The organism is Methylobacterium currus (genome assembly GCF_003058325.1).
Taxonomy (GTDB): Bacteria; Pseudomonadota; Alphaproteobacteria; order Rhizobiales; family Beijerinckiaceae; genus Methylobacterium; species Methylobacterium currus.
On record NZ_CP028844.1, the window covers coordinates 434,556 to 457,178 of the forward strand.

The window sequence follows — 22,623 nt, forward strand, 5'->3', positions numbered from 1 at the left end:
CCCGGCCCCGGGACGAAGCCGGGCGCAGCGATTCCGTCGCGGGAAGCCGGCAGGATCCGCTTTCCCGCCGCACCGGGACGGCTTAGGTCTCAGCCTCGACGCCGCGCGCCCGCCGAACGGGCGCCGGCCCCCGGGAGGAGACCTGACATGCAGCCGATTCTCGACACCTTCGATGCCCGCGCCATCCTGCCGGAGGACGGCCTGGCCGGTGCGCTGGCCGGCCGCGTCTGGCGGCCGGAGCTGAACGGGCCGAGCACCGTCGCGGTGCGGCCGGGCGCCGACGGGCAGCCGGAGCTCGTCGACATCACCCGCGCCTTCCCGACCATCCGCGACCTCTGCGAGACGGGGGACCCGGCTGCCGCCCTGCGCGGCGCCGCGGGCGAGACGGTCGGCCCCCTCGACGCGGTCCTGGCCAACACGCCGCCGGACAGCCGCGATCCGTCGCGGCCCTGGCTCCTCGCCCCGATCGACCTCCAGGCGGTCAAGGCCGCCGGCGTGACCTTCGCGGTCTCGATGCTGGAGCGGGTGATCGAGGAGCGGGCGCGCGGCAACCCGGACGCCGCGGCGGCGATCCGCCTCGAGGTCGGGCGTCTCGTCGGCAACGACCTGCGCCAGTTGAAGCCCGGCTCGGCCGAGGCGATGGCCCTGAAGGCGGTGCTGGTGGCGCAAGGCGCCTGGAGCCAGTACCTCGAGGTCGGCATCGGCCCCGACGCCGAGATCTTCACCAAGGCGCAGCCGCTCTCCTCCGTCGGCTGCGGCCAGGAGGCGGGCCTGCATCCGGGCTCGCAATGGAACAACCCGGAGCCCGAGGTGGCGCTGGTGGTGGCCTCCGACCAGCGCATCGTCGGGGCGACCCTCGGCAACGACGTCAACCTGCGCGACTTCGAGGGCCGCTCGGCCCTGCTCCTCGGCAAGGCCAAGGACAACGCCGCCTCCTGTGCGCTGGGGCCGTTCGTGCGCCTGTTCGACGGCGGCTTCACCCTCGACCATATCCGCCGCACCGTGGTGAGCCTGGAGGTGACCGGCGAGGACGGGTTCAAGCTCGCGGGCACCTCGCCGCTCTCCGAGATCAGCCGCGACCCGGCCGACCTCGTGGCGGCGATGATGGGTGGGACCCACCAGTACCCGGACGGCGCGGTGCTGTTCCTCGGCACGATGTTCGCGCCGGTCGAGGACCGGGGCGCCCCGGGCCAGGGCTTCACCCATAAGGTCGGCGACCGGGTGGTGATCCGCAGCCCGGGCCTCGGCGCCCTCGTCAACCGGATGCGCCACTGCCAGGATTGCGAGCCCTGGACCTTCGGAGCGGCGGCGCTGATGCGCAACCTCGCCGCCCGCGGGCTCCTGAACGGCTGAGAATCCGTTCACGGCCCCGCCGCCGTGACATTACCGTCACGGAAACCGTAGACGGCTTCCCCAGGCAAGCGTGGCCGGTTGCCAGGAATATAGCATTGGCTATACCTGACCGCCGGAACGGCAGGGGATGCGGCGATGCGGCGGACGGGCGGTGCGGGAATCGGGGTGGCCCTGGGGCTGTGCGCCGGCCTGGCGAATGCGGCCGACCTGCGCCCACCCGTCCCGGCCGCCCCCACCTTCGTCGACTGGTCCGGCCCCTATCTCGGGATCGAGGGCAGTGCCGGCGCCTCGTTCGGCAATTATCGCTTCGGGCCGAGCACCGTCGGCGGCCAGCCGATCCCGGCCTTCCAGAGCGGCGACTCGACCCGGCGCTCGGATGCGGGCCGCACCGCCACCACGGCGGTCGGCGGGCTATTCGGCGGCTATAACTGGCAGGCCGGTCCCTACCTCTACGGCCTCGAGGCCGACCTCTACGGCGCCAACCTCAAGCGGCCGGTGCCCTCGACGGCGATCGGCTTCGGCTACGACGACGTCGACCCGCCCTTCAGCGTGATCCGGGGCAAGACCGACCTCTATGGTGCGCTCCGGGCCCGCCTCGGCTATTCGTTCGAGAATTACCTCGTCTACGCGACCTTCGGGCTCGCCGGGGCCAATGCGCGGGTGCTCGCGACCTATCCGGATCTCGCCACCGGGGCGGTGGCGACGGCGCGGCGCGACCTGTCCTTCCTCGGCTTCACCCTCGGCGCCGGCGTGCAATACGCCATCACCCCGAACCTCGCGCTCGGCCTCGATTACCGCTACGTCGATCTCGGCCGCTCCGGCCGCTTCGATCTGGGTGCTGTGCCGGGCCTCGGCCCGGTGACGACGCAGGCCGCCTTCTCGTCGCACCAGATGATGGCGCGGCTGTCCTGGTACCCCTACGGCCTCAAGTTGCCGGCGGAGGTGGCCGAGGACGCGCCGGCGAGCCGCGACACCGGCCGCTACTCCTTCCATGGCCAGACCACCTTCGTGGCCCAGGGCGTGCCGGGCTTCCGCGCGCCCTATCGCGGCGAGAACAGCCTGGTGCCGAATCAGGTCCAGTCCACCACCACCGCGACCCTGTTCCTCGGCGTGAAGCTGACCGACAGCACCGAGCTCTACTACAATCCGGAATTCTCGCAGGGCTTCGGCCTGTCGCGCACGCTCGGCGTCGCCGGCTTCGTCAACGGCGAGGCCCAGAAGGCCGGCGCGCCGTTCCCCAAGCTGCGCTCGAACCGCTACTTCGTGCGCCAGACCTTCGGTCTCGGCGGCGCCACCGAGGACGTCCCGGACGGCGTCAACCAGGTGGCGATGACGCGCGACATCGAGCGGATCACGGTGGTGGCCGGCAAGTTCGCCCTCGGCGACTTCTTCGACGGCAACATCTACGCCCACGACCCCCGGATCGACTTCATGAACTGGTCGATCTGGGGCTCCTCGGCCTGGGACTTCCCGGCCAACCTCCCCGGCTTCACCCAGGGCGTGATGGTCGAGTACAACCGGCCGGAATTCGCCATCCGGGCCGCCTACACCCAGGTGCCGAAGCAGCCCTCGAACGACGTGCTCGACCCGCGGGTCTTCGACCGCGCCGGCACCAACATCGAGTTCGAGGAGCGCCACGTCCTCCCCGGGCTGGAGCAGCCGGGCAAGCTGCGCATCGGCCTGTTCAGCAATGTCGGCAACACCGCCAATTACCGCCAGGTGGTCGAGCTGACGCAAGGCGGCGCCTTCGACGACATCAACGACGCTGCGTCCGCGACGCGCCGGCCCCGGCGCAAGACCGGCGCCTATATCAACCTGGAGCAGGCGCTGACGCCGGATCTCGGCCTGTTCGCCCGGGCCAGCCTGTCGGACGGGCGCAACGAGAGCCTGTCCTTCACCGATGTCGATCGCAGCCTCTCGGGCGGGCTCTCGCTCAAGGGCACCGCCTGGGACCGGCCGAGCGACACGCTCGGCATCGGCGCGGCGATCAACGGGCTGTCCCCGTCGCACCGGGCGTTCTTCGCCAATGGGGGCTTGGGCCTGCTGATCGGCGACGGGCGGCTGAACTACGCCCCTGAGCGCGCCTTCGAGACCTACTACGCGCTCAGCCTCACCAAGGCGGTGACGGTGTCGTTCAACTACCAGTTGGTGGTGAACCCCGCCTATAATCGCGACCGCGGCCCGGCCAACTTCTTCGGCACCCGCCTGCACGCCGATTTCTGAGGCGGGCCCGGACACGGCGAGGCCCGGAGCCGCCGGGGCATGATGCAACTTTCGGACGATGCGCCGTCGGGTGGTGTGTCCGTTCTGCCCGGCGTGCCGCCCCCCCACGCTGCCCGGGCCGGCTGAACGTCGCCGGATCGTCCAACCTCTTCGATCAGGACAAGTCGCGGGATCGCCTCTCCCGAGCGGCAGGGACTGCCGGGGTGAAGGCGGCGATGGTCGAGACCAAGCTCGGCTGTTGGGTTGGTGCCCGGTCGACTTGAGCTTCACTGCGGAAACGTCCGATCGTCACCCCGGCGGCTCTCGCACCCGGGAGAGACGAGGTGCGCTTCGTTTCGACGGCACCGAACCGGTTTTCAGGACGACTCCGCCGATCGAAGATGAGCCGCATCGCCGACGGCCGGAACGAGCGGGCAATCCTGCAACACTTCTGGCAGCCACCCCCGGCAGCAGATCCGAAAATTACGGATAAAGGCTGTGCTGTGGCGTGCGGTCTTCCTTCCTAAACTTGCGTCACACAATCACGAGCAGATGCACACAATCGAAAGCGTCGGACACGTCAAACTCGCGATCTGACTTCGTGGTATTATATTGAACAAAAAACAATCAAATTGGGCCTCCGTCCGGGGCAAAAATCATGCAATCTGGCGTGACCTGTCAGTCGACGGCCTTCGGCTATCGGCCCGACATCGACGGCCTGCGCGCCGTCGCCGTGCTGGCGGTGATTCTCTACCATGTCGGCATCACCTGGATGCCGGGCGGCTTCGTCGGGGTGGACGTGTTCTTCGTCATCTCCGGCTACGTCATCACGCGCGGGCTGATGCGGGAGGCGGCCGGCCGCGGCATCGGCCTCGCGGAATTCTACGCCCGGCGCATCCGGCGCATCCTGCCGGCCCTCGTGGCGACCCTCGCCCTCACCTCGCTCGCCGCGTACTGGATCCTGCTGCCGCCGCAGCTCGCAGATTACGCCGGCAGCGTGGTGGCCTCGGCGCTGTCTGTGGCCAACCTCTATTTCTGGCGTGCCTCGGGCTATTTCGACGCCGCGGCGCATTACCGGCCGCTGCTGCACACCTGGTCGCTCTCCGTCGAGGAGCAGTTCTACCTCGTCCTGCCGGTGTCGCTGCTCCTGGCGTTGCGCCTGCGCCTGAGGCCGCTCTGGCTCCCCTTCGGACTGGTCGCCCTGCTGTCGTTCGGCCTGAGCCTCTATGCCGGCCGTTCCGCGCCGACGGCGAATTTCTACCTGCTGCCGACCCGGGCGTGGGAGCTCCTCGTCGGCACGCTGCTGGCCATGGCGCCGCATGGCGGGGCGAGCCCGCTGCCGCCATTCCTCCGTCAGGCCGCCGGCCTTGCCGGGCTCGCCGGCATCCTGGCCCCCTCCCTTTTCTACAGCGAGGCCACGCCCTTCCCCGGCGCCGGCGCCCTGCCGCCCTGCCTCGGCGCCGCCCTGCTGATCCGCCTCGGCGCAACGCAGGGCCCCCGCAATGCCGCGACCCGCCTGCTGGCGGCCCCGCCCCTCGTCGCCATCGGGCTGATCTCCTACTCGGCCTATCTCGTGCACTGGCCGCTGATCGTGCTCGGCCGGATCGCCCTGATGCGGGACTTCACCACCTCCGAGACGGTCGCGGTGATCGGGGCGACGCTCGTCCTCGCCACCCTGTCGTACCGCTTCGTCGAGCAGCCGTTCCGGCATCCCCCTGCAGCCGCCCAGGCGCGGCGGCTGCGCCCGGTCTTCGCGTCCGGCCTGATCGCCACCCTGGCGATGGCGGGTCTCGGCTGGGCCGGGGTGACGAGCGGCGGCCTGCCCGGCCGCTTCCCGGATTTCCGGCTCCGGCCGGTGCCCGGCACCGAGACCTGGAACCACCGCACCTGCTTCCTCTTCGCCGACCAGACCTGGCAGGCCTGGGACCCGGAGGGCTGCATGCGCACGGCGGGCAAGGACGGCCTGGTGGTACAGGGCCGGGTGCTGCTCTGGGGCGACAGCTTCGCGGCGCATTACGTGCCCGGCCTGATCCGGCACGCCGACAGGCTGCCGGGGCGCCTCGTCCAGTACACGGCGGCGGGGTGCCAGCCGACCCTCGGCATCGCCTCGCACGTCGTGCCGCATTGCCGCGCCTTCAACGACAACGCCCTGGCGCTGATCCGCCGGCTCGGAATCCGCGACGTGGTGCTCTCGGCCCGCTGGGGGGCGCAGCGCGACGGCCACGTCCCCGAGCGCCTGCGCGAGACCGTGGCGCAGGTTGCCGCCCTCGGGGCCCGCGTCCACGTCATCGGGCAATCGCCGGAATTCCCCCTCGATCCGGCCTTCCTGGCCTATCACCAGCGCCACGACCCGCCGGGGACCGCCGGCCGCTGGCGCCCGGTCGAGACCCCGCACCTCAACGAGGCCCTGCGGGCGGCGCTGCCGGCGACCGTGACCTTCATCGACCCGGTCGCCGCCCTCTGCGCGGGGGGGACGTGCCCCTATGCCGAGGGCGACACCTTCCTGTACGCCGATAGCGGCCACTTCTCCTTGGCCGGTGCGGTGCACGCGGTCGAGCGCTTCCTCGCAGCCGGGCTGTTCGCCCCTCCCCGCGCCGCCGCGGCCATTCCTTAGGGCCGGGTCAGGACCGGGCGACGGCCACCGCGCCGTCGTCCAGGACGATGAAGCGGATGCCGGCGGCGCGCAGGGCCGCGACCGCCTTGTGGCGGGAGCGGGCGCCCTGTCCCTCGGCCTCCTCCTCGAGGCGCCGCACGGTCGAGAGCGACAGGCCGCTCGCCTCCGCCAGCGCAGTCATCGACCAGTCGAGCAGGGCCCGGGCGGCGCGCAGGTGGTGACCCTCCACCGCCTGCTCCAGTCCTTCGCGCAGACCGTCGGTCACCGGGGGCGCGGCGAGCGCGGACGGATAGATCAGGCCGTTGCGCTCGACGAGGCGGCCATGCTCGTCATGGACCGGAACCGACACCACCCGGTACCGCTCGGGGGCCCGGTTCGCGTGGCAGATCGTCGGCGCCGCCTGGAACACCCGGCCGGGCTGCCGCCGCGCGACGCTGTCGCGGAAGGCCGCGCGCTCCGCCGGCACCACGTCGGCGAAGGGATCGGCATTGACCTCGTCGAGCGGCCGTCCCGCGAGTTGCGCCGCCTCCGGCGGGAAGTCGAAGCGGCGGTCGAGGCCGATGGAGACGAACAGGACCCGGGACGCGGCGAACCAAGCGTTGCGCCGGCGCGTCTCGGCCCGGCGCAGCCGCAGCAGGGCCGCCGCATCGGTGACGTCGAGGACGATGCCGGCGGCAGCCCGCGGCCGGCCCTCCGCGGTCAGGTGCAGCTCGGTGCGCAGCGTGAAGAGGCGCAGGGTCCCGTCCGGCCGCACGAACCGGATCTCGCGCTCGGGCAGGGCATGGCCCTGTATCAGGTCGGCGGCACTCGCCAGGTTGGGCCGGTCGTCGGGATGGACGAGGTCGAGGAGCAGGTCGTAGCTCGGCCGTGTCCGCTCGGGATCGAGCCCGAGCAGGCGGAACAGGCCCGGCGACCACGTCTGCCGGCCGGAGGCGAAGCTCCAGGCCCAGCCGCCCGTCAGCCCGGCATTCTCCGTCAATCGGAGGAAGTCGGCGGGAGCAAAGGACAGGTCGGCCGCACGCATGGTCCTCACCAGGATGGGTCCTCACCAGGATGGGTCCTTGCCAGGACAGGTCCTTGCCAGGACAGGTCCTTGCCAGGACAGATCCTTGCCGGACGGGCCACCGCGTCGCCATGCCGTGGTCCGCTGGGCCATTTACAGGCCAAGCCGCCCGGCGGGGCAAGACCGCCCGGCGGGGCAAGACCGCCCGGCATCACGGATGTCCGGATTGGCCGCTTCCCGGGCCAGCCTGTGGTACCAGGCAGGTTCTCACGGCATGACACCCGCGGCCGCGAACGGTGTAGCCTGCCCCGCGACAGATCAACGGACCGTGGCGCCCGCGCCGGCGCTGCGGCAGGATGGAGACGCCCGATGACCGAGACCGACGCCCTCCGGCACCCCGAGATCCGCGAGGAGGTCGCCAAGCTCTGCGCCCGCTTCCCCGACGAGTACTGGCGCCGCCTCGACGCCGAGCGCGCCTACCCGACGGATTTCGTGAACGCGCTGACCGAATCCGGCTACCTCTCGGTGCTGATCCCCGAGGAGTATGGCGGCTCCGGCCTGCCGCTCTCGGCGGCGGCCGCGATCCTCGAGGAGGTGCAGCGGTCCGGCTGCAACGGCGCGGCCTGCCACGCCCAGATGTACACGATGGGCACCGTCCTGCGGCACGGCACCCAGGCGCAGAAGGAGCGCTACCTGCCGGAGATCGCCGCCGGGCGCCTGCGGCTCCAGGCCTTCGGCGTCACCGAGCCGACGAGCGGCACCGACACCACGGCGCTTCGCACCACCGCGCGCCGCGAGGGCGACAAGTTCATCGTCAACGGTCAGAAAATCTGGACCAGCCGGGCCGAGCATTCCGACCTGATGCTGCTGCTGGCCCGCACGACTCCCCGCGACCAGGTGGCGAAGAAGACCGACGGCCTCTCCACCTTCATCGTCGACATGCGCTCGGTCCTCGGCCGCGGCCTGACCATCCGGCCGATCCGCACGATGATGAACCACAACTCGTGCGAGGTCTTCTTCGACAACATGGAGGTGCCGGCCGAAAATCTGGTCGGCGAGGAGGGCAAGGGGTTCCGCTACATCCTCTCGGGCATGAACGCCGAGCGGCTGCTCATCGCCGCCGAGTGCATCGGCGACGCCAAGTGGTTCATCGCCAAGGCGTCCGGATACGCCCGCGAGCGCCAGGTCTTCGGCCGGCCGATCGGCCAGAACCAGGGCATCCAGTTCCCGATCGCCAAGGCCTACGCCAACATGCGCGCCGCCGAGCTGATGGTGCAGGAGGGCCTCCGCCTCTACGAGGCCGGGGCCAATCCGGGGGCGGAGGCCAACATGGCCAAGATGCTCGCCGCCGACGCCTCGTTCGAGGCGGCCAATGCCTGCATCCAGACCTTCGGCGGCTTCGGCTTCGCGGAGGAGTACGACGTCGAGCGCAAGTTCCGCGAGACCCGGCTCTACCAGGTGGCGCCGATCTCCACCAACCTGATCCTGTCCTACATCGCCGAGCACGTGCTGGGCATGCCGCGCTCGTATTGATCGCCCGGCGCCGGGGCTTCGGGACGAGTCGGCGCGGGGGGCTCCTTCTCCCCGCGGACGCCGTGGCTGTCCGGGGAAGAGGAAAGGCGCTGGCTCCTCCTCTCCCCTCGCTTCTCATCGTCTCCCGAACGGCCCCGCTGGCGCCGGGCCGCCGATCCGGCCATAGGGGCGGCCATGACGACGGATCTCGCCCCGCTCCTGTTCCTGCCCGGGCTTCTCAACGACGCGGTGTTGTGGCGTGCGCCGATCGATGCGCTCGCCGACCGGACCGCCGCCGCGGTGGCGGACCTCACCCTCGACGACAGCGTCGCCGCGATGGCGCGGCGGGCGCTCGCGGTCGCGCCGCCGCGCTTCGGCCTCGTCGCCCTGTCGATGGGAGGCTACGTCGCCTTCGAGATCCTGCGCCAGGCGCCCGAGCGGGTGACCCGGCTCGCCCTGTTCGACACCGCCGCCGCTCCGGAGAACGAGGAGCGCGCCGCCACGCGGCGCCAGGGCATGGATCAGCTCAAGGTCGGCCGCTTCGCCGGGGTCACGACGCGCCTGCTGCCGAAGCTCGTCCATGCCTCGCATGTGCACGGGCCGGTGGGCGAGGCCGTGAAGGCGATGGCCGAGCGGGTCGGCGGTGCGGCCTTTGTGCGCCAGCAGCGCGCGATCCTCGACCGGCCCGACAGCCGCCCGTTCCTGGCGACGATCCGGGTGCCGACCCTGGTGGCGGTCGGCGCCGACGACGTCCTGACGCCGCCGGCGCTCGCCCGCGAGATCCACGAAGGCATCGCCGGCTCGCGCCTGCACGTCCTGCCCGAATGCGGGCATCTGCCGCCGCTGGAGCGGCCGGACGAGACGAGCGCGCTGCTCAGGGAATGGCTGGAGGCGTGACTCGTCAGGCCAGCATCGGCGCGAGGTCGAGATCGCCCTTGTGCATCGCGCGTCGATAGGCAGGCCGCGCGCCGACTCGCTGCAGGTAGGCGCGGATGGCGGGATAGGGCGCCAGATCGATCGGCTGGAACAGGCGCATCGTGGTGAGCGAGAACACGCTCATGATGTCGGCGGCCGTGAAGTCGTCGCCCGCCAGGTAGGACACCTCGGACAGCCGCGCCTCGACCAGCGCCATGACCCGGTCGAGCCGCCCCTGGACCGCCGCCTGCACCGGATGATCGGGCCCCAAGCCGACGCGGTTCACCATCATCAGCCGGGCGACGACCGGTTGCAGGTTTCCGTTGGCGAAGTGGAACCAGTACAGGAAGGCGGCATAGTCGGGATGATCGGGCCCGAGCCGCAGCCGGCCGTTCCCGTGCTTGACGATGACGTACTCGACGATCGCGGCCGATTCCGCCAGCACCACCCCGTCATCCTCGATGATCGGTGCCGCGCCAAGGGGATGGAGCGCCCGCAGGTCCGGCGGCGCCAGGATGGTGACCGGATCGCGCTGGTAGCGTTTCAGGTCGTAGGGCAGCCCGAGTTCCTCGCACAGCCAGAGGATGCGCTCGGATTGCGAATGGCCGAGATGGTGGATCGTCAGCACCGGACGCTCTCCTGACGGTCGGAAGGGGTGGCTGCCGGCTCACGGCCGATTCCGTCGGCCCTGGGCCGGCGTCGCTCAGCGGTTCCCCGCCGCCGGCCCGCCCGCCGTGCCGCCGGACCCGGGCGGGCCCGCAGTCGGACTGCCGCCGATCCAGACGCCCGGATTGGTGCCGGGCACGGAGGCGCCGCTCGGATTGCCCGGCAGGTTCCGGGTCGGCCGGGAGGGCGGCGGCGTCTCGGTGCCGGGGCCCGGCGCGCCGACGGCGTCGCTCGCCGGCGGGATCCGGGCGGTCTGGGCCTCGGCGGCGCCGAGGAGCCCGAAAACGAAGGCGAGCGTGAGGGCGGTCCTGGTCATCGGCCTGTCCATGCGGAAGCGGTCGCTTCCCCAACACCCGGAAGCCGCCCGGGTTCACCGCTCAGATCGCCCCCTCCGCCACGTCCCGCATCAGCCCCGGCACCTCCCCGGACAGCTCACGCGCCAGGAAGCCGATCGGGCCGCAGCTCCGGGCCAGGCGCCGCCCCGCCTCGCCGTGCAGGAACACGCCCCAGGCGGCGGCCTCGGCGGGTGTCGTGCCGCGGGCGAGCAGCCCGACGATGATCCCGGCGAGCACGTCGCCCGAGCCGGAGGTGGCAAGCCCGGCGCCGCCCCCGCGGTAGTGCCAGACATCGCCCGCCGGATCGACGATCCAGGTCTCCGCCCCCTTCATCACCACGACGGCGCCGAGCAGCTCGACCGCCCGGCGCGCCGCCGCCAGGGGGTCGGCCTCCACGGCATCGCGCTCCCAGCCGAGGCAGCGCGCCATCTCGCCGGCATGCGGGGTCAGCACCACCCGGCCGCCCCGGGCCCGCACGGCTTGCGCCTGCTCGCACAGCCCGTCGATGCTCGCCGCGTCGAGGACGAAGGGTCCTTGCGCCGGGCCGGAGAGCAGGGCGGCGGTGAGCGCCCGGGTCGGCTCGCCCGAGACCATGCCGGCGCCGATCAGGATCGCGGCGGCGCGCTCGGTGCGCGGCAGCAGCACCTCGGCGGCCTGCGCGTGATCGACGTGGCCGTCCTCGCCCTCGGGCAGGCGCACCACCAGGGCTTCGGGCACGGCGAGCGCGGCATGCGGCGCCGTGCCGGCGGCGATCGACATCTGCAGCTTGCCGGCGCCGGCCCGGAGCGCCGCCGTGCCGGCCAGGATCGCCGCCCCCGGCACCTCGACCGAGCCGGCGATGACGAGGGCGCTGCCGCGCGCCTCCTTGCTGCCGCCCGCCGGATCCGGCAGGGGCAGGCTGCGCAGGGTCTCGGCGGTGATCGTGCGGATCGTCGTCTCTCGCGTCATCGGGCGGCTCCGGTGGCGTCGGGCTCGGCCGTCACCGGGGCGCCGGCCCGGGTCAGCGGCGCCACGAAATTGTAGCGCTGGAGCACGAGCTTGCCGCTGCTGCCCCGGTGCGGGTCGAAGGCGTATTCGGTGACCGCGCAATTGGCGACGTCGCCCTCGCGGTCGATCTGCAGGATCTCGTCCTCGGTCATCCCCTCGATCAGGTAGCGCAGGCACAGCACCACGACCTGATGGCCGACCACCAGCACGCGCCGTCCGCCGTAATGCAGCGAGACGGTGTCGAGGGCGCTGCGCAGCCGCAGGATCACGTCGCACCAGCTCTCGCCGCCCGGCGGCCGGTGGTAGAACTTGCCGAGGAGCTGCCGCAGCTCGGCCTGCTCGGGATGGATCTGGGTGATGCCCTCGCGGGTGAGCCGGTCGAGGACCCCGAATTCCTTCTCGCGCAGGCGCTCGTCGGCGACGTAGTCGAGCAGCGGGTCGGCGACGCCGCCGCCATCGCGGATCAGCCGGGCGGTGGCCTCGGCCCGGCGATAGGGCGAGGTCAGCACCACGTCGGGCCGCTCGGATGCCGGCTTCTCGGAAAACCACCGGCCGACTGCCGCAGCCTGGCGCTCGCCGAGGGGACTGAGCGGCACGTCGACGTCGCGCTCGGCGATGTCGATATGGGTGTGCCCGGCCGCGTGCGCCGCGTCGCGGGCGACGTTGCCGGCGCTCTCGCCGTGCCGCACGATCCAGATCCGGTCCGGCCAGCGCTGCTGCATAGACATACTCCCCTTAAGTCTCGGGGAGCTAGCGGAAGCGCGGCGCTCCGCAAGCGCTCGGGGCCTGCGGCGTTTGACATGCGCGGGGGGACCGCCCGTCGTCGCGACGATCTCCCCGCTCCCCGCCCGGAAGACCAAGGATGATGGCCGGATCAGGGACGCGTGATCAGGGACGTGTGGGCGTCAGACCTCCGCGCCCGCCGTCACGGCGATCTCGTTGCACAAGCAGACCTCGTCATGCGGCGGATCGAGGCTGTAGCCCGCGCCGACCTCGGACGGATCGCCCGACCACATCGCGGCCCGGTCGCCGAACAGGTTGGTGCCGTCGGCCAGAACCTCCGTCGGCAAGACGGCCGGCGTGCCGCCTTCCGCCTCCGCGACGGGTATCTCCGTGCCAGTGGTCTCCCCCTGCTCCGATGGGCCGAGGATCAGGGCCTGATCCGCCGTCGCGTCCGGTTCGGCGAAGGGCGCGGTCTCGCCCCCGAGGGGGACATCCGGCATCATCGGCTGCGGCTTGACGGTCACGCCGTCAGTTTGCGAGGCAGAGGCCTCGACATCGCGCATGGTCGGGCGGAACATGCTCGGCGGCGCGGTATCGGGGACGGTCTCGGCCTGCGCGACCGAGACCGCAACGCCGTCCTCGCCCATGGTGACGCTGCCCGTTCCGGCGCCGACCTCGTCGATCGTCGCCATCTCGGGCTCGCCCTCCGGCGTACTGCTTTGGGTGATATCGCTGGACACTCTTCATCCTCCAATATCATGATATTTGTTTGATTTTTATGAAATGTTGCATTGATGTAACTGTAATTCATTAACAAATTTAAGTTCACAAGTTCAATAAATAGGAAGTCAAGACGTTTTTTGATTTACATATCAATAATCAGCACTCTCCGCGTCATTCCGGAACTGCGCAGCGGAACCTGCAGTCCAGAACCGCAGGCGTGCGACACGGACGGGGCACGCCGCCGGCTTTGATCTCCGACACGTGTGCTTCGTCATTCCGGGTCCAATAGCGCAGCCCCGGAACGACGCATCGAATGCCGAATATGGGGCATCATATCGAACGAACTCCGGCGCCTGCCAGATCAAGATCGATTTTACCGTCTCCGAGAGCCAGGCTTCACACCGGCCGATCGGCCGTGGCCCGTTTGAGTGTGGCCGGCCTCTCGCGCTCGCCCGATCCCGACGCGAAATCCGCCTCGATCCTCGGATGGGCGACGGCCGTCGGAGCGCGCCCGAGGCCCACCCGCCCGGCCGAACCGTCTGGCCAGACTCCTTGCCAAAGCTCCCTGGCCAAGCTCCCTGGCCAAGCTCCCTGGCCAAGCTCTTGCAAGCCGCAAATTTCGCAGGCGGGCCCGGTTCCGGTTCCCGCCGAAATCTGTGAGAACTACGGGCAGCCGGCGGGACAGCCGGGACGGGGCGGGACCACATGCAGGACGATCGGCGGCCGATCGCCAACGACGCGCGGCTGACGGCTTCGCGCCACGTGCTCACGGTCAACGGCCGGAGCGTGGCGGTTGAGGCCGCGCCCGGCACCCGCCTCCTCTACGTCCTGCGCAACGACCTCGCGCTGAACGGCCCGAAATACGGTTGCGGCCTCGGCCAGTGCGGCAGCTGCACGGTGCTGGTCGACGGCCGGGCCCTGCGCTCCTGCGCGATTCCCTTGCGCGCGGCCGTCGGTCGCCGGATCACCACCCTGGAGGGCTTGACCCCGGACGGCTTGGGCGAGGCCGGGCGGCTGCATCCGGTGCAGGAGGCCTTCATCGCCGAGAACGCCGCGCAATGCGGCTACTGCCTGAACGGCATGATCATGACCACGGTGGCGCTTCTGTCCGCCAACCCGGACCCGAGCGAGGCGGAGATCCGCTCGAGCCTCCAGGGCAACCTGTGCCGCTGCGGCACCCATATCGAGATCCTGCGCGCCGTGCGGGCTGCGGCCATGCGGATGCGCGCCCATTCCCGGGGAGACGAGGCATGACCCGGGACCCCGCCGCGCGCCGCCGGCACTGGCAGGAGGCGGGCGACGTTTTGCTCGTCTACCGCGAGACGATGGGCCGGCCGCCCCGCCTCGGCGATGCGCCGGGAGCCGCCCTGGCGGCGGGGCCGCAGCGCGCGCTCTACCTCGCGGTCGACGGCGCGGGCCGGGTCACCGCCTTCAACGGCCATGTCGATCTCGGCACCGGCATCCGCACGGCACTCGCCCAGATCGTCGCCGAGGAGCTGGACGTGCCGCTGGCCCAGGTCGCGATGGACCTCGGCAGCACCGCGACCGCCCCCGACCAGGGCGGCACCATCGCGAGCGAGACGATCCAGATCGCGGCCATCCCCTTGCGCCAGGCCGCCGCCACCGCCCGCCGCCACCTGGTCGAGGCGGCCTCGCGCCGGCTCAACCGTGGGGTCGCCGAGCTGGCCGTCGAATCCGGGACCGTTCGGGTCGCGGCGGAGCCGGAGCGGGGCGTGTCCTACGGCGAGCTGGTGCGGGGGGACCGCATCGAGCTGACCCTCGATCCCGATGCGCCGGTGAAGCCGGTCGCGGACTACACCCTCGTCGGCCGGCCGGTGCCGCGGGTCGACATCCCCGCCAAGGCGGTCGGCGCCTGGACCTACATCCACGACGTGCGGGTGCCCGGCATGGTGCATGGCCGCGTGGTCCGGCCGCCCTCCGCGGGGGTCGATATCGCCTTCGGCGGGAGGCTGGCCTCGGTGGACGAGGCCTCCGTCGCCCATATCCCGGGCCTCGTCGGGGTGGTGGTCGTCGGCGACTTCGTCGGCGTGGTCGCCGAGCGCGAGGAGAACGCGGCGGAAGCGGCGCGCTGCCTGTCCGTGACCTGGCGGCCCTGGGCGGCGTTGCCCGACCTCAACCGGCCCGAGGCGGCCTTGCGCGACAATCCCGCGACGGCGCGCAAGCTCCTCGACCGCGGCGACGTCGAGCGGGCGCTGACCCATGCGCAGGCGCGGCTCGACCGCACCTATGTCTGGCCCTACCAGATGCACGGCTCGATCGGGCCGTCCTGCGCCGTGGCGGAGTTCCGTGACGGTGACCTCGTGGTGTGGTCCGGCACCCAGAACCCGCACGTGTTGCGAAGCGACCTCGCGCTCCTCCTCGACATGGCCGAGGAGAGGATCGCGATCGAGCGCCACGAGGCGGCGGGCTGCTACGGCCGCAACTGCGCCGACGACGTTGCGGCCGATGCGGCGCTCCTCGCCCGGGCGGTCGGCCGGCCGGTGCGGTGCAGCTCACCCGCGAGCAGGAGCATGCCTGGGAGCCGAAGGGCGCGGCCCAGGTGATGGACGTGCGCGGCGGCCTCGATGCCGAGGGGGGACCGGCGGCCTACGACTTCGAGACCCGCTACCCCTCGAACGGCGCCCCGACCCTGGCGCTGATCCTCACCGGCAAGGTCTCGAGCCAGCCGGCCGTGTACCCGATGGGCGACCGCACGGCGGTGCCGCCTTACGCCTTCGGCCATGCCCGGGTGACGGTGCACGACATGCCGCCGATCGCCCGCGCCTCCTGGCTGCGCGGCGTCTCGGCCCTGCCGAATACCTTCGCGCACGAATCCTACATCGACGAGCTGGCCAGCGCGGCCGGCGTCGATCCGATCGAATACCGCCTGCGCTACCTGCCCGATCCCCGCGCCGCCGACCTCGTGCGGGCGGTCGCCGAGCGGGCCGCCTGGGTGCCGCATACCAGGCCCGGCACCCACGGGGGTTCCGGCGACATCCTGTATGGGCGCGGCTTCGCCTATGCGGTCTACGTCCACGGGCCGTTCCCGGGCAAGGCGGCGGCCTGGGCCGCCTGGGTGGCGGATGTGGCGGTCAACCGGGTCACCGGCGAGGTTGCGGTGACCCGGGTGGTGGTGGGCCAGGATTCCGGGCTGATGATCAACCCGGACGGGGTGCGCCACCAGATCCACGGCAACGTCATCCAGGCGACGAGCCGGGTGCTAAAGGAATCGGTCGGCTTCGACGCCACCGGGGTGACGAGCCGCGAATGGGGCAGCTACCCGATCCTCGCCTTTCCGCAGATCCCCGAGATCGACATCCTGATGCTGCCGCGCCAGGACCAGCCGCCGCTGGGAGCCGGCGAATCGGCCTCGGTGCCGAGCGCGGCGGCGATCACCAACGCGCTGTTCGACGCCACCGGCATCCGCTTCCGCGAACTCCCCCTCACGGCCGAGTCTGTGCGCGCCGCCCTCAACCCGCCGCGGATCGCCGGGCCGGACGCCGTCCCGCGTCGGCGCCGCGGGTTCCTCGCCGGCCTGTTCGGCGCCGGCGCCGGGGCGCTGGCGCTCGCCACCACCCTCCTGCCCTGGCGCCCGGCCTATCCGGCGATCGAGCGGCCGGACCCGGCGACCTACGCGGCCGCCACGATCGCACAGGGGCGCCTCGTCGCGGCGGCGGGCGCCTGCCTCGTCTGCCACGCCGGGCCGGACGGCCGGTCCTTCGCGGGCGGGCGCGGGCTCGAGACGCCGTTCGGCACCGTCTACGCCTCGAACATCACGCCGGATGCGGGCAGCGGCATCGGGGCCTGGTCCTATCCCGCCTTCGCCCGGGCGATGCGCGAGGGCGTGTCCCGGGACGGGCACCACCTCTATCCGGCTCATCCCTATCCGAGCTTCGCCGGCATCTCCGAGCGCGATCTTCAGGCGCTCTACGCCTACCTGATGGCGCAAGGGCCGGTGGCGGCGACGGTCCCCGAGACGAGGCTGCGCTCCCCCTTCGACATCCGGCCGCTGATGGCGGGCTGGAACGCCCTCTTCCACCGCCCGCCGGCCTTCGCCGATCCGGCCCGCGGCCCGGACTGGAACCGCGGCGCCTACCTGATCGAGGCGCTCGGCCATTGCGGCGCCTGCCATACCCCGCGTAACGCCCTCGGGGCCGAGAGCCGGGGCGAGGCGCACCTCACCGGCGGCTTCGCCGATGGCTGGGAGGCGCCGGCGCTCTCAGGATTGTCCCGTTCCCCCCTGCCCTGGACCGAGGACGATCTCTTCGCCTACCTGAGGACCGGCCGCTCGCCCCGCCACGGCAGCGCCGCCGGGCCGATGGCCGACGTGGTCGCCTCCTTGGGGCCACTTCCGGACGCCGACATCCGCGCCATGGCGGTCTACCTCGCGAGCCTCGCCCGTGCGGCGCCCCGGCCGGCCGTCGGGGCAGCTGCGGCCGTCCCGCCCGGATCCGCCGCTCTGTTCCAGGGCGCCTGCGCCACCTGCCACGAGGGCGGGGCCGGCGGCGAGCTGGTGCCGCTCGGCCTCGTCACGGCCGTGCACAGCGCGCACCCGGACAACCTGATCCAGGCGGTGCTCAACGGCGTTGCCGCCGCCGCCGAGCGCTTCCCGAATCCCGACCCTTCGGCGCCCCCCGCCGCGATGCCGGCCTTTCGCGAGACCCTCACCGACCGGCAGGTCGCGGAGGTCGTCGCCTATACCCGCGCCCGCTACGCGCCCGACGCGCCGGAATGGCAGGGCCTGGAGGCGGCGGTGGCGCGGGTGCGCGGATTGAAGCCGCATGCCGGGTGGTGAGGACCGCCCTCACCACCGATAGATCAAACTTCCCAGAATCTGCCGCGGCTGGCCGCGGTAGCAGGCGCCGGCCTGGCAGTTGAAGTAGTTGCGGTCGAGGAGGTTGGAGACGTTGACCTGCGCCCGCATGCCCTTCAGCCGCGGGTCGATCCGCTCGAAGTCGTAGGCCGCCACCGCGTCGAACAGGGTCACGGTGGAGTTGCGGAAGCTGCCGATCACGTCGTTGGCCGGGCTGGTGCCGGCATAGCGTACGCCGCCGCCGAAGCTGAAGCCGCTCAAGGGCGACGCGGTCGGGAAGGCGTAGGTCGCGAACAGCCGGAACGTGTTGCCGGGGATGCCCGAGAGGGCGAGGCCGACCGAGTCCGGGCTGCCGGGGTTCTTGGTCGTCCGGATGTCGACGTGGCTGTAGGCGGCGGTGACGTTGATGCCGGGGCCGAGATTGGCCGTCGCCTCGAGTTCGGCGCCGCGCGAGTTCACCTCGCCGATCGCCGCCGTGTAGAGGATCGGATTGACCGGGTCCGGCGCCAGGACGTTGGTCTGGGTGATGTCGAACACCGCCATGTTGAGGAAGACGCTGGTGCCCGGCACGTTGAACTTCACGCCGCCTTCGAGCTGGTCACCCTTGGTCGGCTGAAAGGCTTGCTTGAACCGGTCGAGGCCGAGCTGGGGCGCGAAGGTGGTGGCGTAGCTCACATACGGCACCAGCTCGTCGGTGAGCAGGTAGTTGAGGCCGACGCGGCCGCTGAAGGCCCGGTCGGAACTCGCAGCCCGGCTCGTCGGGTCGGCTGCGGTCTCGTTCGCGGTCGCGACGCTGTCGTGCCGGCCGGTGAGCGTCAGGATGAAGCGGCCGACCTTGGCCTGGTCCTGCACGTAGGTGCCGAGCTGCGACTGGGTGACTCGAGTGGCGGTCCCGAGCACCGGCGTCGCGATGAACTGCGCCCCGTAGTTCGGCCGCACCAGGCCGCCGATCTGCAGGTCGGGCGCGGCGCCGAATCCCATGCGCTGGCTGTAGGTGGAATAGGTGTAGTCGAGGCCGGCGACGAGATCGTGCTGGATCGCACCGGTGGCGCCGCGGATCTCGATCTGGTTGTCGAGGGAGATCGTATCGAGGACGTTGGCGATCCGCCCGGTGCTGCGCGAGGCGCGGGCGAGGTCGTCGCTCAAGGCATCGATCTGCGTGTACCGCAGGTCCGCATCGACGTGATAGTAGCGAAAATTCTGCCGGAAGATGATGTCGGGCGTGAATTTATGCTCGAAGGCGTAGCCGATCCGGTACTGCTCGGTGTTGAAGTTCTGGAACGCCGGATCACCGGAGAAGATCCGGGTCTTCTGGAAGCGCGGATCGGCGTAGCTGGAGTAGAACGAGCTGTTTCCCGGCACCGTGTTGTTCAGGTACTCGGCCAGCAGCGTGACGCTGGTATCCGCCGAGGGGCGCCAGGTGAGCGCCGGAGCGATCATCGCCCGGTCGTCGATGCTGCCGGGCAGGAAGGTGCTGCTCTGCCGCACCACCCCGGTCAGCCGGTAGAGAAGCTTTCCGTCGCTGCCCTCCACGGGACCGCCGAGGTCGAAATTGCCCTGGGCGCGGTCGTAGCTGCCGCCCTGCAGCCAGACCTCGCCGAACGGCACGGCGGTCGGACGCTTCGAGGTCAGGTCGACGATCCCGCCCGGGGAGCCGAGCCCGTAGAGCCCGCCCGCCGGCCCGCGCAGGATGGTGATCGCATCGAGGCCGTAGGGCTCGACCCGCGGGATGGCGAAGGGCGACGAGGGCTGGCGCAGGCCGTCGCGGTAGATGCCCACATTGGTGACGCTGAAGCCGCGGATGTAGAACGCGTCGAAGCGCGGATCGTAGCCGAACACGTTCGAGGCGACGCCCGGCGTGTAGTTGATCGCCTCGTTGAGCGTCTGGACGTTGCGGTCGTTGAGCTGCTCGCGGGTGACGACCGAGACCGATTGCGGCGTCTCGATCAGCGGCGTGTTGGTCTTGGTGGCGGTGGGCGACACCCGGGCGGTGTAGCCCTGCACTCCGCTCGGGCCTCCGCCGCCGCCGCTGGTGGCCGAGGCATCGGCCGGCGCGCCGAGGACCCGCGGCGCCTGCGGCGCCGTGACCGAGATCTCGTCGAGCTTGATCGTCCCCTGCTGTGCCAGCGCCGGCGCGATGCCGAGGCCGGTCGCCAGCCCGGAGAGGAGCAGGGAGCGCAGGTCAAGCCGACGCGACGGACGGGAGAATGGGGGAAGATGGCTCATGACCTGACGCAACAGCGGTGGAGGACACGACAATCACTTACGTCGCATCGATCGCGGCGATAAGTATCTAATCCGTGTCGTTTAGACCGACTCGAAAACACAGGCCGATTTGGCGTCGCTTGCGGCCTGCCTGCAACATTTTTTACTTGTTCTAAGTCAGTTTAGAATTATACAAAACAGAGATGCGGGATTTGAAAGCCGGACCCGCCTCGCCTAAGAGAGCGTCCGACGGGGTGCGACGGCGCCCATCGGACGACGCTTGAGCGAGGAGCACCCCATGGCCGACGGATCCACCTTCGTGCAGGCCTTCACCATCCTGTTCCGCGAGGGGCTGGAGGCGCTGCTGGTGGTGGCGGCGCTGGCGGCGTTCCTGCGCCGGGCCGGGGCGGCGGAACGCATCCGCCCGGTCTATGCCGGGGCCGGCCTCGCGGTGCTGGCGAGCTTCGGTATGGCCTGGGTGTTCGAGGCCTTCTTCGACGGCAACCACAACGACATGATCGAGGCCGGCGTGATCGTGGTCGCCGCCGGCCTGATGTTCACGATGAGCGGCTGGCTGTTCCTGCGCCAGGACCCGGCGGCCTGGAAGGCCGAGATCAACCGGATGGCCGAGCGGGCGATGGGGGCCGGCACCGTGCTGTCGCTGGCCGGCATCGCCTTCCTGGCGGTGTTCCGCGAGGGCGCCGAGACGGTCCTGTTCCTGCACGCGCTCGCCCGCACCGCCGGCGGCTTCGACGCCTCGCTGCTGGGCGGGCTCGCCGTCGCGGCGGCGGCCCTCGCGGTGGTGTTCGTGGCGATGCAGTGGCTGGCGCTGCGGCTGCCCCTGCGGCCGGTCTTCCTCATCACCTCGGCCTTCCTGTTCGTGATGGGCCTGCGCATGGTCGGGGCGGCGATCCAGGAATTCCAGGAGCAGGTGATCCTGCCGGTGCACAATGACGGCGTGCCGGACCTCGTCACCGCGCTCGGCTTCAACGGCAGCTGGGAGGCCCTGGGCGTGCAGGGCGCGATCGTGCTCTGCGCCCTCGTCTGGCTCGTGATGCGGCGTGCCCGTTCCGGCGCCGGTTTGGCAGCCCGCCCGCAAGTCACCGCCTGAGACTCGTCCGCCCGGGAACCGGCGCCGGGGCGGTACCGTCCGGCCCCGGCTTGGCGTAAGGGTCGAGGCCGCCGCCCCGCACGGCTCGAGGCGCGGCGGCGGCTCGCGCCGGGAGGCCTCCTTGTCCGACACGCTCACGCTCTACTATTCGCCGGGCGCCTGCTCGCTCGCGCCCCACATCGCCCTGGAGGAGACCGGCGCCGCCTTCGAGGCGGTGAAGGTCGATTTCGCCTCCGCCGAGCAGCGCAGCGGCCGCTACCTCGCCGTCAACCAGAAGGGCCGGGTGCCGGCGCTCGCCGAGGGCGAGTGGGTGCTGACCGAGAACCCGGCGATCCTGCGCTACATCGCGCGGCGGCACCCGGAGGCCAAGCTCTGGCCCGAGGATCCGCGGGAAGAGGCGCGTTGCGCCGAGTGGCTGGCCTGGATCTCCTCGACCATCCACCCGGCCTACGCCCATATCCGCCGGGCCGAGCGCTACGCCACCGACGAGGCGGCGATCGAGGACGTGAAGGCGAAGGGCCGCGAGACCTGCGCCGATCTCTGGACGATGATCGAGGTCGGCCTGTCGCGCGGCGGCTGGGCTGTCGGCGAGCATTACAGCGTTGCCGATCCCTACCTCTTGGTGTTCTGGCACTGGGGCCGCGGCCAGGTGCTGGGCTACGACATGGCCCGCCAGTTCCCCTACTGGACCGACCACGCCCGCCGCATGGCCGAGCGCCCGGCCGTGCAGCGCGCCTTCGCCCGCGAGGGGCTGCCGCTGCCGGCGTGAGTCGGCCCCGGCCGAGGTCTACCCTCGAAATGCGTCCTCGCGCGCGAGGTAATCCCGCTCGGCCGCCGTCTCGGGGCGGCCGAGCACGGCGTTGCGGTGGGGAAAGCGCCCGAAGCGGCGGATCAGGTCGCGGTGCTCGATCGCCGCCTCGCGATGGACCGGAAGTCCGAGCGCGGTGAACAGCGCGACGCTGCGCTCCTGCAAGCCGAGATCCTCGGCATGGGTCAGCGGCATGTAGAGGAAGATGCGCAAGGCCGGTTCGATCGCCCGGTCATGGCCGCGGGCGAGCGCACGCTCCGCCACCGCCAACGCCTGCGCGTCGGTCGCCCAGGCCCGGGGCGTGCCGCGAAACAGGTTGCGCGGGAACTGGTCGAGGAGCAGCACTAAGGCGAGCGCCCCCTCCGGCGTCTCGTCCCACGATGCGAGCGCGCCCCGCGCCGCCGCCTCGTGCAGCGGCAGGTAGGCCCGGCAGGCGCCGTCGAAGGCCGGATCGGCGGTGAACCAGCGGTCGAATCCGGCCTCGCGCCAGAACGCGACCAGGTCGGCGGGCGTCGCCGCTGTCGTCATGCCGCTCCCCTGCCGGTTGCGTGAATCGGTGCTGTCCGCGCCCGGAACCTAGCAGGCATGTGCGCGTCCGCGCGCATACCCTATTCCCTGACGCGAATCACGCCGCTACAAGCCGCCCGTCGCAC

Annotated in this window: 16 protein-coding genes and 1 pseudogene; 9 read left to right on the forward strand and 8 right to left on the reverse strand. The window is 71.4% G+C overall.

What is annotated here, in order from left to right; translation table 11 throughout:
* The first annotated feature begins 147 nt into the window (after positions 1–147).
* The 3 genes from DA075_RS32135 (at position 148) to DA075_RS32145 (ending at position 6,169) form a co-directional block, all read left to right on the forward strand.
* Positions 148–1,353 carry a fumarylacetoacetate hydrolase family protein gene (locus DA075_RS32135; protein WP_099957182.1) on the forward strand — a complete coding sequence of 402 codons (1,206 nt, stop codon included), beginning with the start codon at positions 148–150 and terminating at the stop codon, positions 1,351–1,353.
* Between the two features lie 135 nt (positions 1,354–1,488).
* Positions 1,489–3,576: a carbohydrate porin gene (locus DA075_RS32140; protein WP_099957183.1), complete on the forward strand. Its 2,088-nt coding sequence runs from the start codon at positions 1,489–1,491 to the stop codon at positions 3,574–3,576.
* A 637-nt stretch (positions 3,577–4,213) separates the two neighbouring features.
* On the forward strand, positions 4,214–6,169 hold the full coding sequence (locus tag DA075_RS32145; protein WP_099957184.1) for an acyltransferase family protein: 1,956 nt from the start codon (positions 4,214–4,216) through the stop codon (positions 6,167–6,169).
* Positions 6,170–6,176: 7 nt separating this feature from the next.
* On the opposite strand, the gene DA075_RS32150 is transcribed toward DA075_RS32145, so the two are convergent.
* Positions 6,177–7,193 carry a PAS domain-containing protein gene (locus tag DA075_RS32150; RefSeq protein ID WP_099957185.1) on the reverse strand — a complete coding sequence of 339 codons (1,017 nt, stop codon included), beginning with the start codon at positions 7,191–7,193 and terminating at the stop codon, positions 6,177–6,179.
* Between the two features lie 348 nt (positions 7,194–7,541).
* Here DA075_RS32150 and DA075_RS32155 point away from each other — a divergent pair, with 348 nt between their 5' ends.
* Entirely contained in the window at positions 7,542–8,705 is a 1,164-nt protein-coding gene (locus tag DA075_RS32155; protein ID WP_099957186.1) for an acyl-CoA dehydrogenase family protein, read from the forward strand.
* 174 nt (positions 8,706–8,879) lie between these two features.
* Positions 8,880–9,581 carry an alpha/beta fold hydrolase gene (locus DA075_RS32160; protein ID WP_099957187.1) on the forward strand — a complete coding sequence of 234 codons (702 nt, stop codon included), beginning with the start codon at positions 8,880–8,882 and terminating at the stop codon, positions 9,579–9,581.
* A gap of 4 nt (positions 9,582–9,585) precedes the next feature.
* Here the strand turns inward: DA075_RS32160 and DA075_RS32165 are convergent, their stop codons facing one another.
* From DA075_RS32165 to DA075_RS32185, 5 genes are all read right to left on the reverse strand, one after another.
* Positions 9,586–10,227 (reverse strand): glutathione S-transferase family protein, encoded by a 642-nt coding sequence (locus DA075_RS32165; protein ID WP_099957188.1) that lies wholly within the window; start codon positions 10,225–10,227, stop codon positions 9,586–9,588.
* 75 nt (positions 10,228–10,302) lie between these two features.
* Entirely contained in the window at positions 10,303–10,581 is a 279-nt protein-coding gene (locus DA075_RS32170) for a hypothetical protein (RefSeq protein ID WP_099957189.1), read from the reverse strand.
* A 61-nt stretch (positions 10,582–10,642) separates the two neighbouring features.
* On the reverse strand, positions 10,643–11,548 hold the full coding sequence (locus DA075_RS32175; protein ID WP_099957190.1) for an NAD(P)H-hydrate dehydratase: 906 nt from the start codon (positions 11,546–11,548) through the stop codon (positions 10,643–10,645).
* A complete protein-coding gene (locus DA075_RS32180) occupies positions 11,545–12,309 on the reverse strand; it encodes a histidine phosphatase family protein (protein ID WP_099957191.1) in 765 nt (254 codons plus the stop codon). Before DA075_RS32180 ends, DA075_RS32175 begins: the two co-directional genes overlap by 4 nt.
* 183 nt (positions 12,310–12,492) lie before the next feature.
* Positions 12,493–13,050, reverse strand: coding sequence for a hypothetical protein (locus DA075_RS32185; protein WP_123834533.1), 558 nt, complete (start codon positions 13,048–13,050; stop codon positions 12,493–12,495).
* A 688-nt stretch (positions 13,051–13,738) separates the two neighbouring features.
* Here DA075_RS32185 and DA075_RS32190 point away from each other — a divergent pair.
* Both DA075_RS32190 and DA075_RS32195 read left to right on the forward strand, forming a co-directional pair.
* Positions 13,739–14,287: a (2Fe-2S)-binding protein gene (locus DA075_RS32190; RefSeq protein ID WP_099957193.1), complete on the forward strand. Its 549-nt coding sequence runs from the start codon at positions 13,739–13,741 to the stop codon at positions 14,285–14,287.
* A pseudogene (locus DA075_RS32195) lies at positions 14,284–17,828 on the forward strand (molybdopterin cofactor-binding domain-containing protein). The gene DA075_RS32190 and the pseudogene DA075_RS32195 overlap by 4 nt, the downstream one beginning before the upstream one ends.
* Before the next feature lie 9 nt (positions 17,829–17,837).
* On the opposite strand, the gene DA075_RS32200 reads toward DA075_RS32195, so the two are convergent.
* Positions 17,838–20,072 (reverse strand): TonB-dependent siderophore receptor, encoded by a 2,235-nt coding sequence (locus DA075_RS32200; RefSeq protein ID WP_099957194.1) that lies wholly within the window; start codon positions 20,070–20,072, stop codon positions 17,838–17,840.
* Between the two features lie 277 nt (positions 20,073–20,349).
* On the opposite strand from DA075_RS32200, the gene DA075_RS32205 reads away from it, so the two are divergent.
* Together DA075_RS32205 and DA075_RS32210 are read left to right on the forward strand one after the other, a co-directional pair.
* Complete coding sequence (locus tag DA075_RS32205; RefSeq protein WP_099957195.1) at positions 20,350–21,162, forward strand: FTR1 family iron permease; 813 nt, start codon at positions 20,350–20,352, stop codon at positions 21,160–21,162.
* Between the two features lie 121 nt (positions 21,163–21,283).
* Positions 21,284–21,931: a glutathione S-transferase family protein gene (locus tag DA075_RS32210; RefSeq protein WP_099957196.1), complete on the forward strand. Its 648-nt coding sequence runs from the start codon at positions 21,284–21,286 to the stop codon at positions 21,929–21,931.
* Positions 21,932–21,949: 18 nt separating this feature from the next.
* Here the strand turns inward: DA075_RS32210 and DA075_RS32215 are convergent, their stop codons facing one another.
* Positions 21,950–22,498, reverse strand: a complete 549-nt coding sequence (locus DA075_RS32215; RefSeq protein ID WP_099957197.1) for a DUF924 family protein — start codon at positions 22,496–22,498, stop codon at positions 21,950–21,952.
* Positions 22,499–22,623: the final 125 nt, after the last annotated feature.

Coding starts and splice junctions, on each gene's coding strand:
- DA075_RS32135 (WP_099957182.1), top strand. CDS start 148: ATGCAGCCGATTCTCGACACCTTCGATGCCCGCGCCATCCTGCCGGAG.
- DA075_RS32200 (WP_099957194.1), bottom strand. CDS start 20,072: ATGAGCCATCTTCCCCCATTCTCCCGTCCGTCGCGTCGGCTTGACCTG.
- DA075_RS32160 (WP_099957187.1), top strand. CDS start 8,880: ATGACGACGGATCTCGCCCCGCTCCTGTTCCTGCCCGGGCTTCTCAAC.
- DA075_RS32180 (WP_099957191.1), bottom strand. CDS start 12,309: ATGCAGCAGCGCTGGCCGGACCGGATCTGGATCGTGCGGCACGGCGAG.
- DA075_RS32190 (WP_099957193.1), top strand. CDS start 13,739: ATGCAGGACGATCGGCGGCCGATCGCCAACGACGCGCGGCTGACGGCT.
- DA075_RS32175 (WP_099957190.1), bottom strand. CDS start 11,548: ATGACGCGAGAGACGACGATCCGCACGATCACCGCCGAGACCCTGCGC.
- DA075_RS32155 (WP_099957186.1), top strand. CDS start 7,542: ATGACCGAGACCGACGCCCTCCGGCACCCCGAGATCCGCGAGGAGGTC.
- DA075_RS32205 (WP_099957195.1), top strand. CDS start 20,350: ATGGCCGACGGATCCACCTTCGTGCAGGCCTTCACCATCCTGTTCCGC.
- DA075_RS32140 (WP_099957183.1), top strand. CDS start 1,489: ATGCGGCGGACGGGCGGTGCGGGAATCGGGGTGGCCCTGGGGCTGTGC.
- DA075_RS32145 (WP_099957184.1), top strand. CDS start 4,214: ATGCAATCTGGCGTGACCTGTCAGTCGACGGCCTTCGGCTATCGGCCC.
- DA075_RS32150 (WP_099957185.1), bottom strand. CDS start 7,193: ATGCGTGCGGCCGACCTGTCCTTTGCTCCCGCCGACTTCCTCCGATTG.
- DA075_RS32215 (WP_099957197.1), bottom strand. CDS start 22,498: ATGACGACAGCGGCGACGCCCGCCGACCTGGTCGCGTTCTGGCGCGAG.
- DA075_RS32170 (WP_099957189.1), bottom strand. CDS start 10,581: ATGACCAGGACCGCCCTCACGCTCGCCTTCGTTTTCGGGCTCCTCGGC.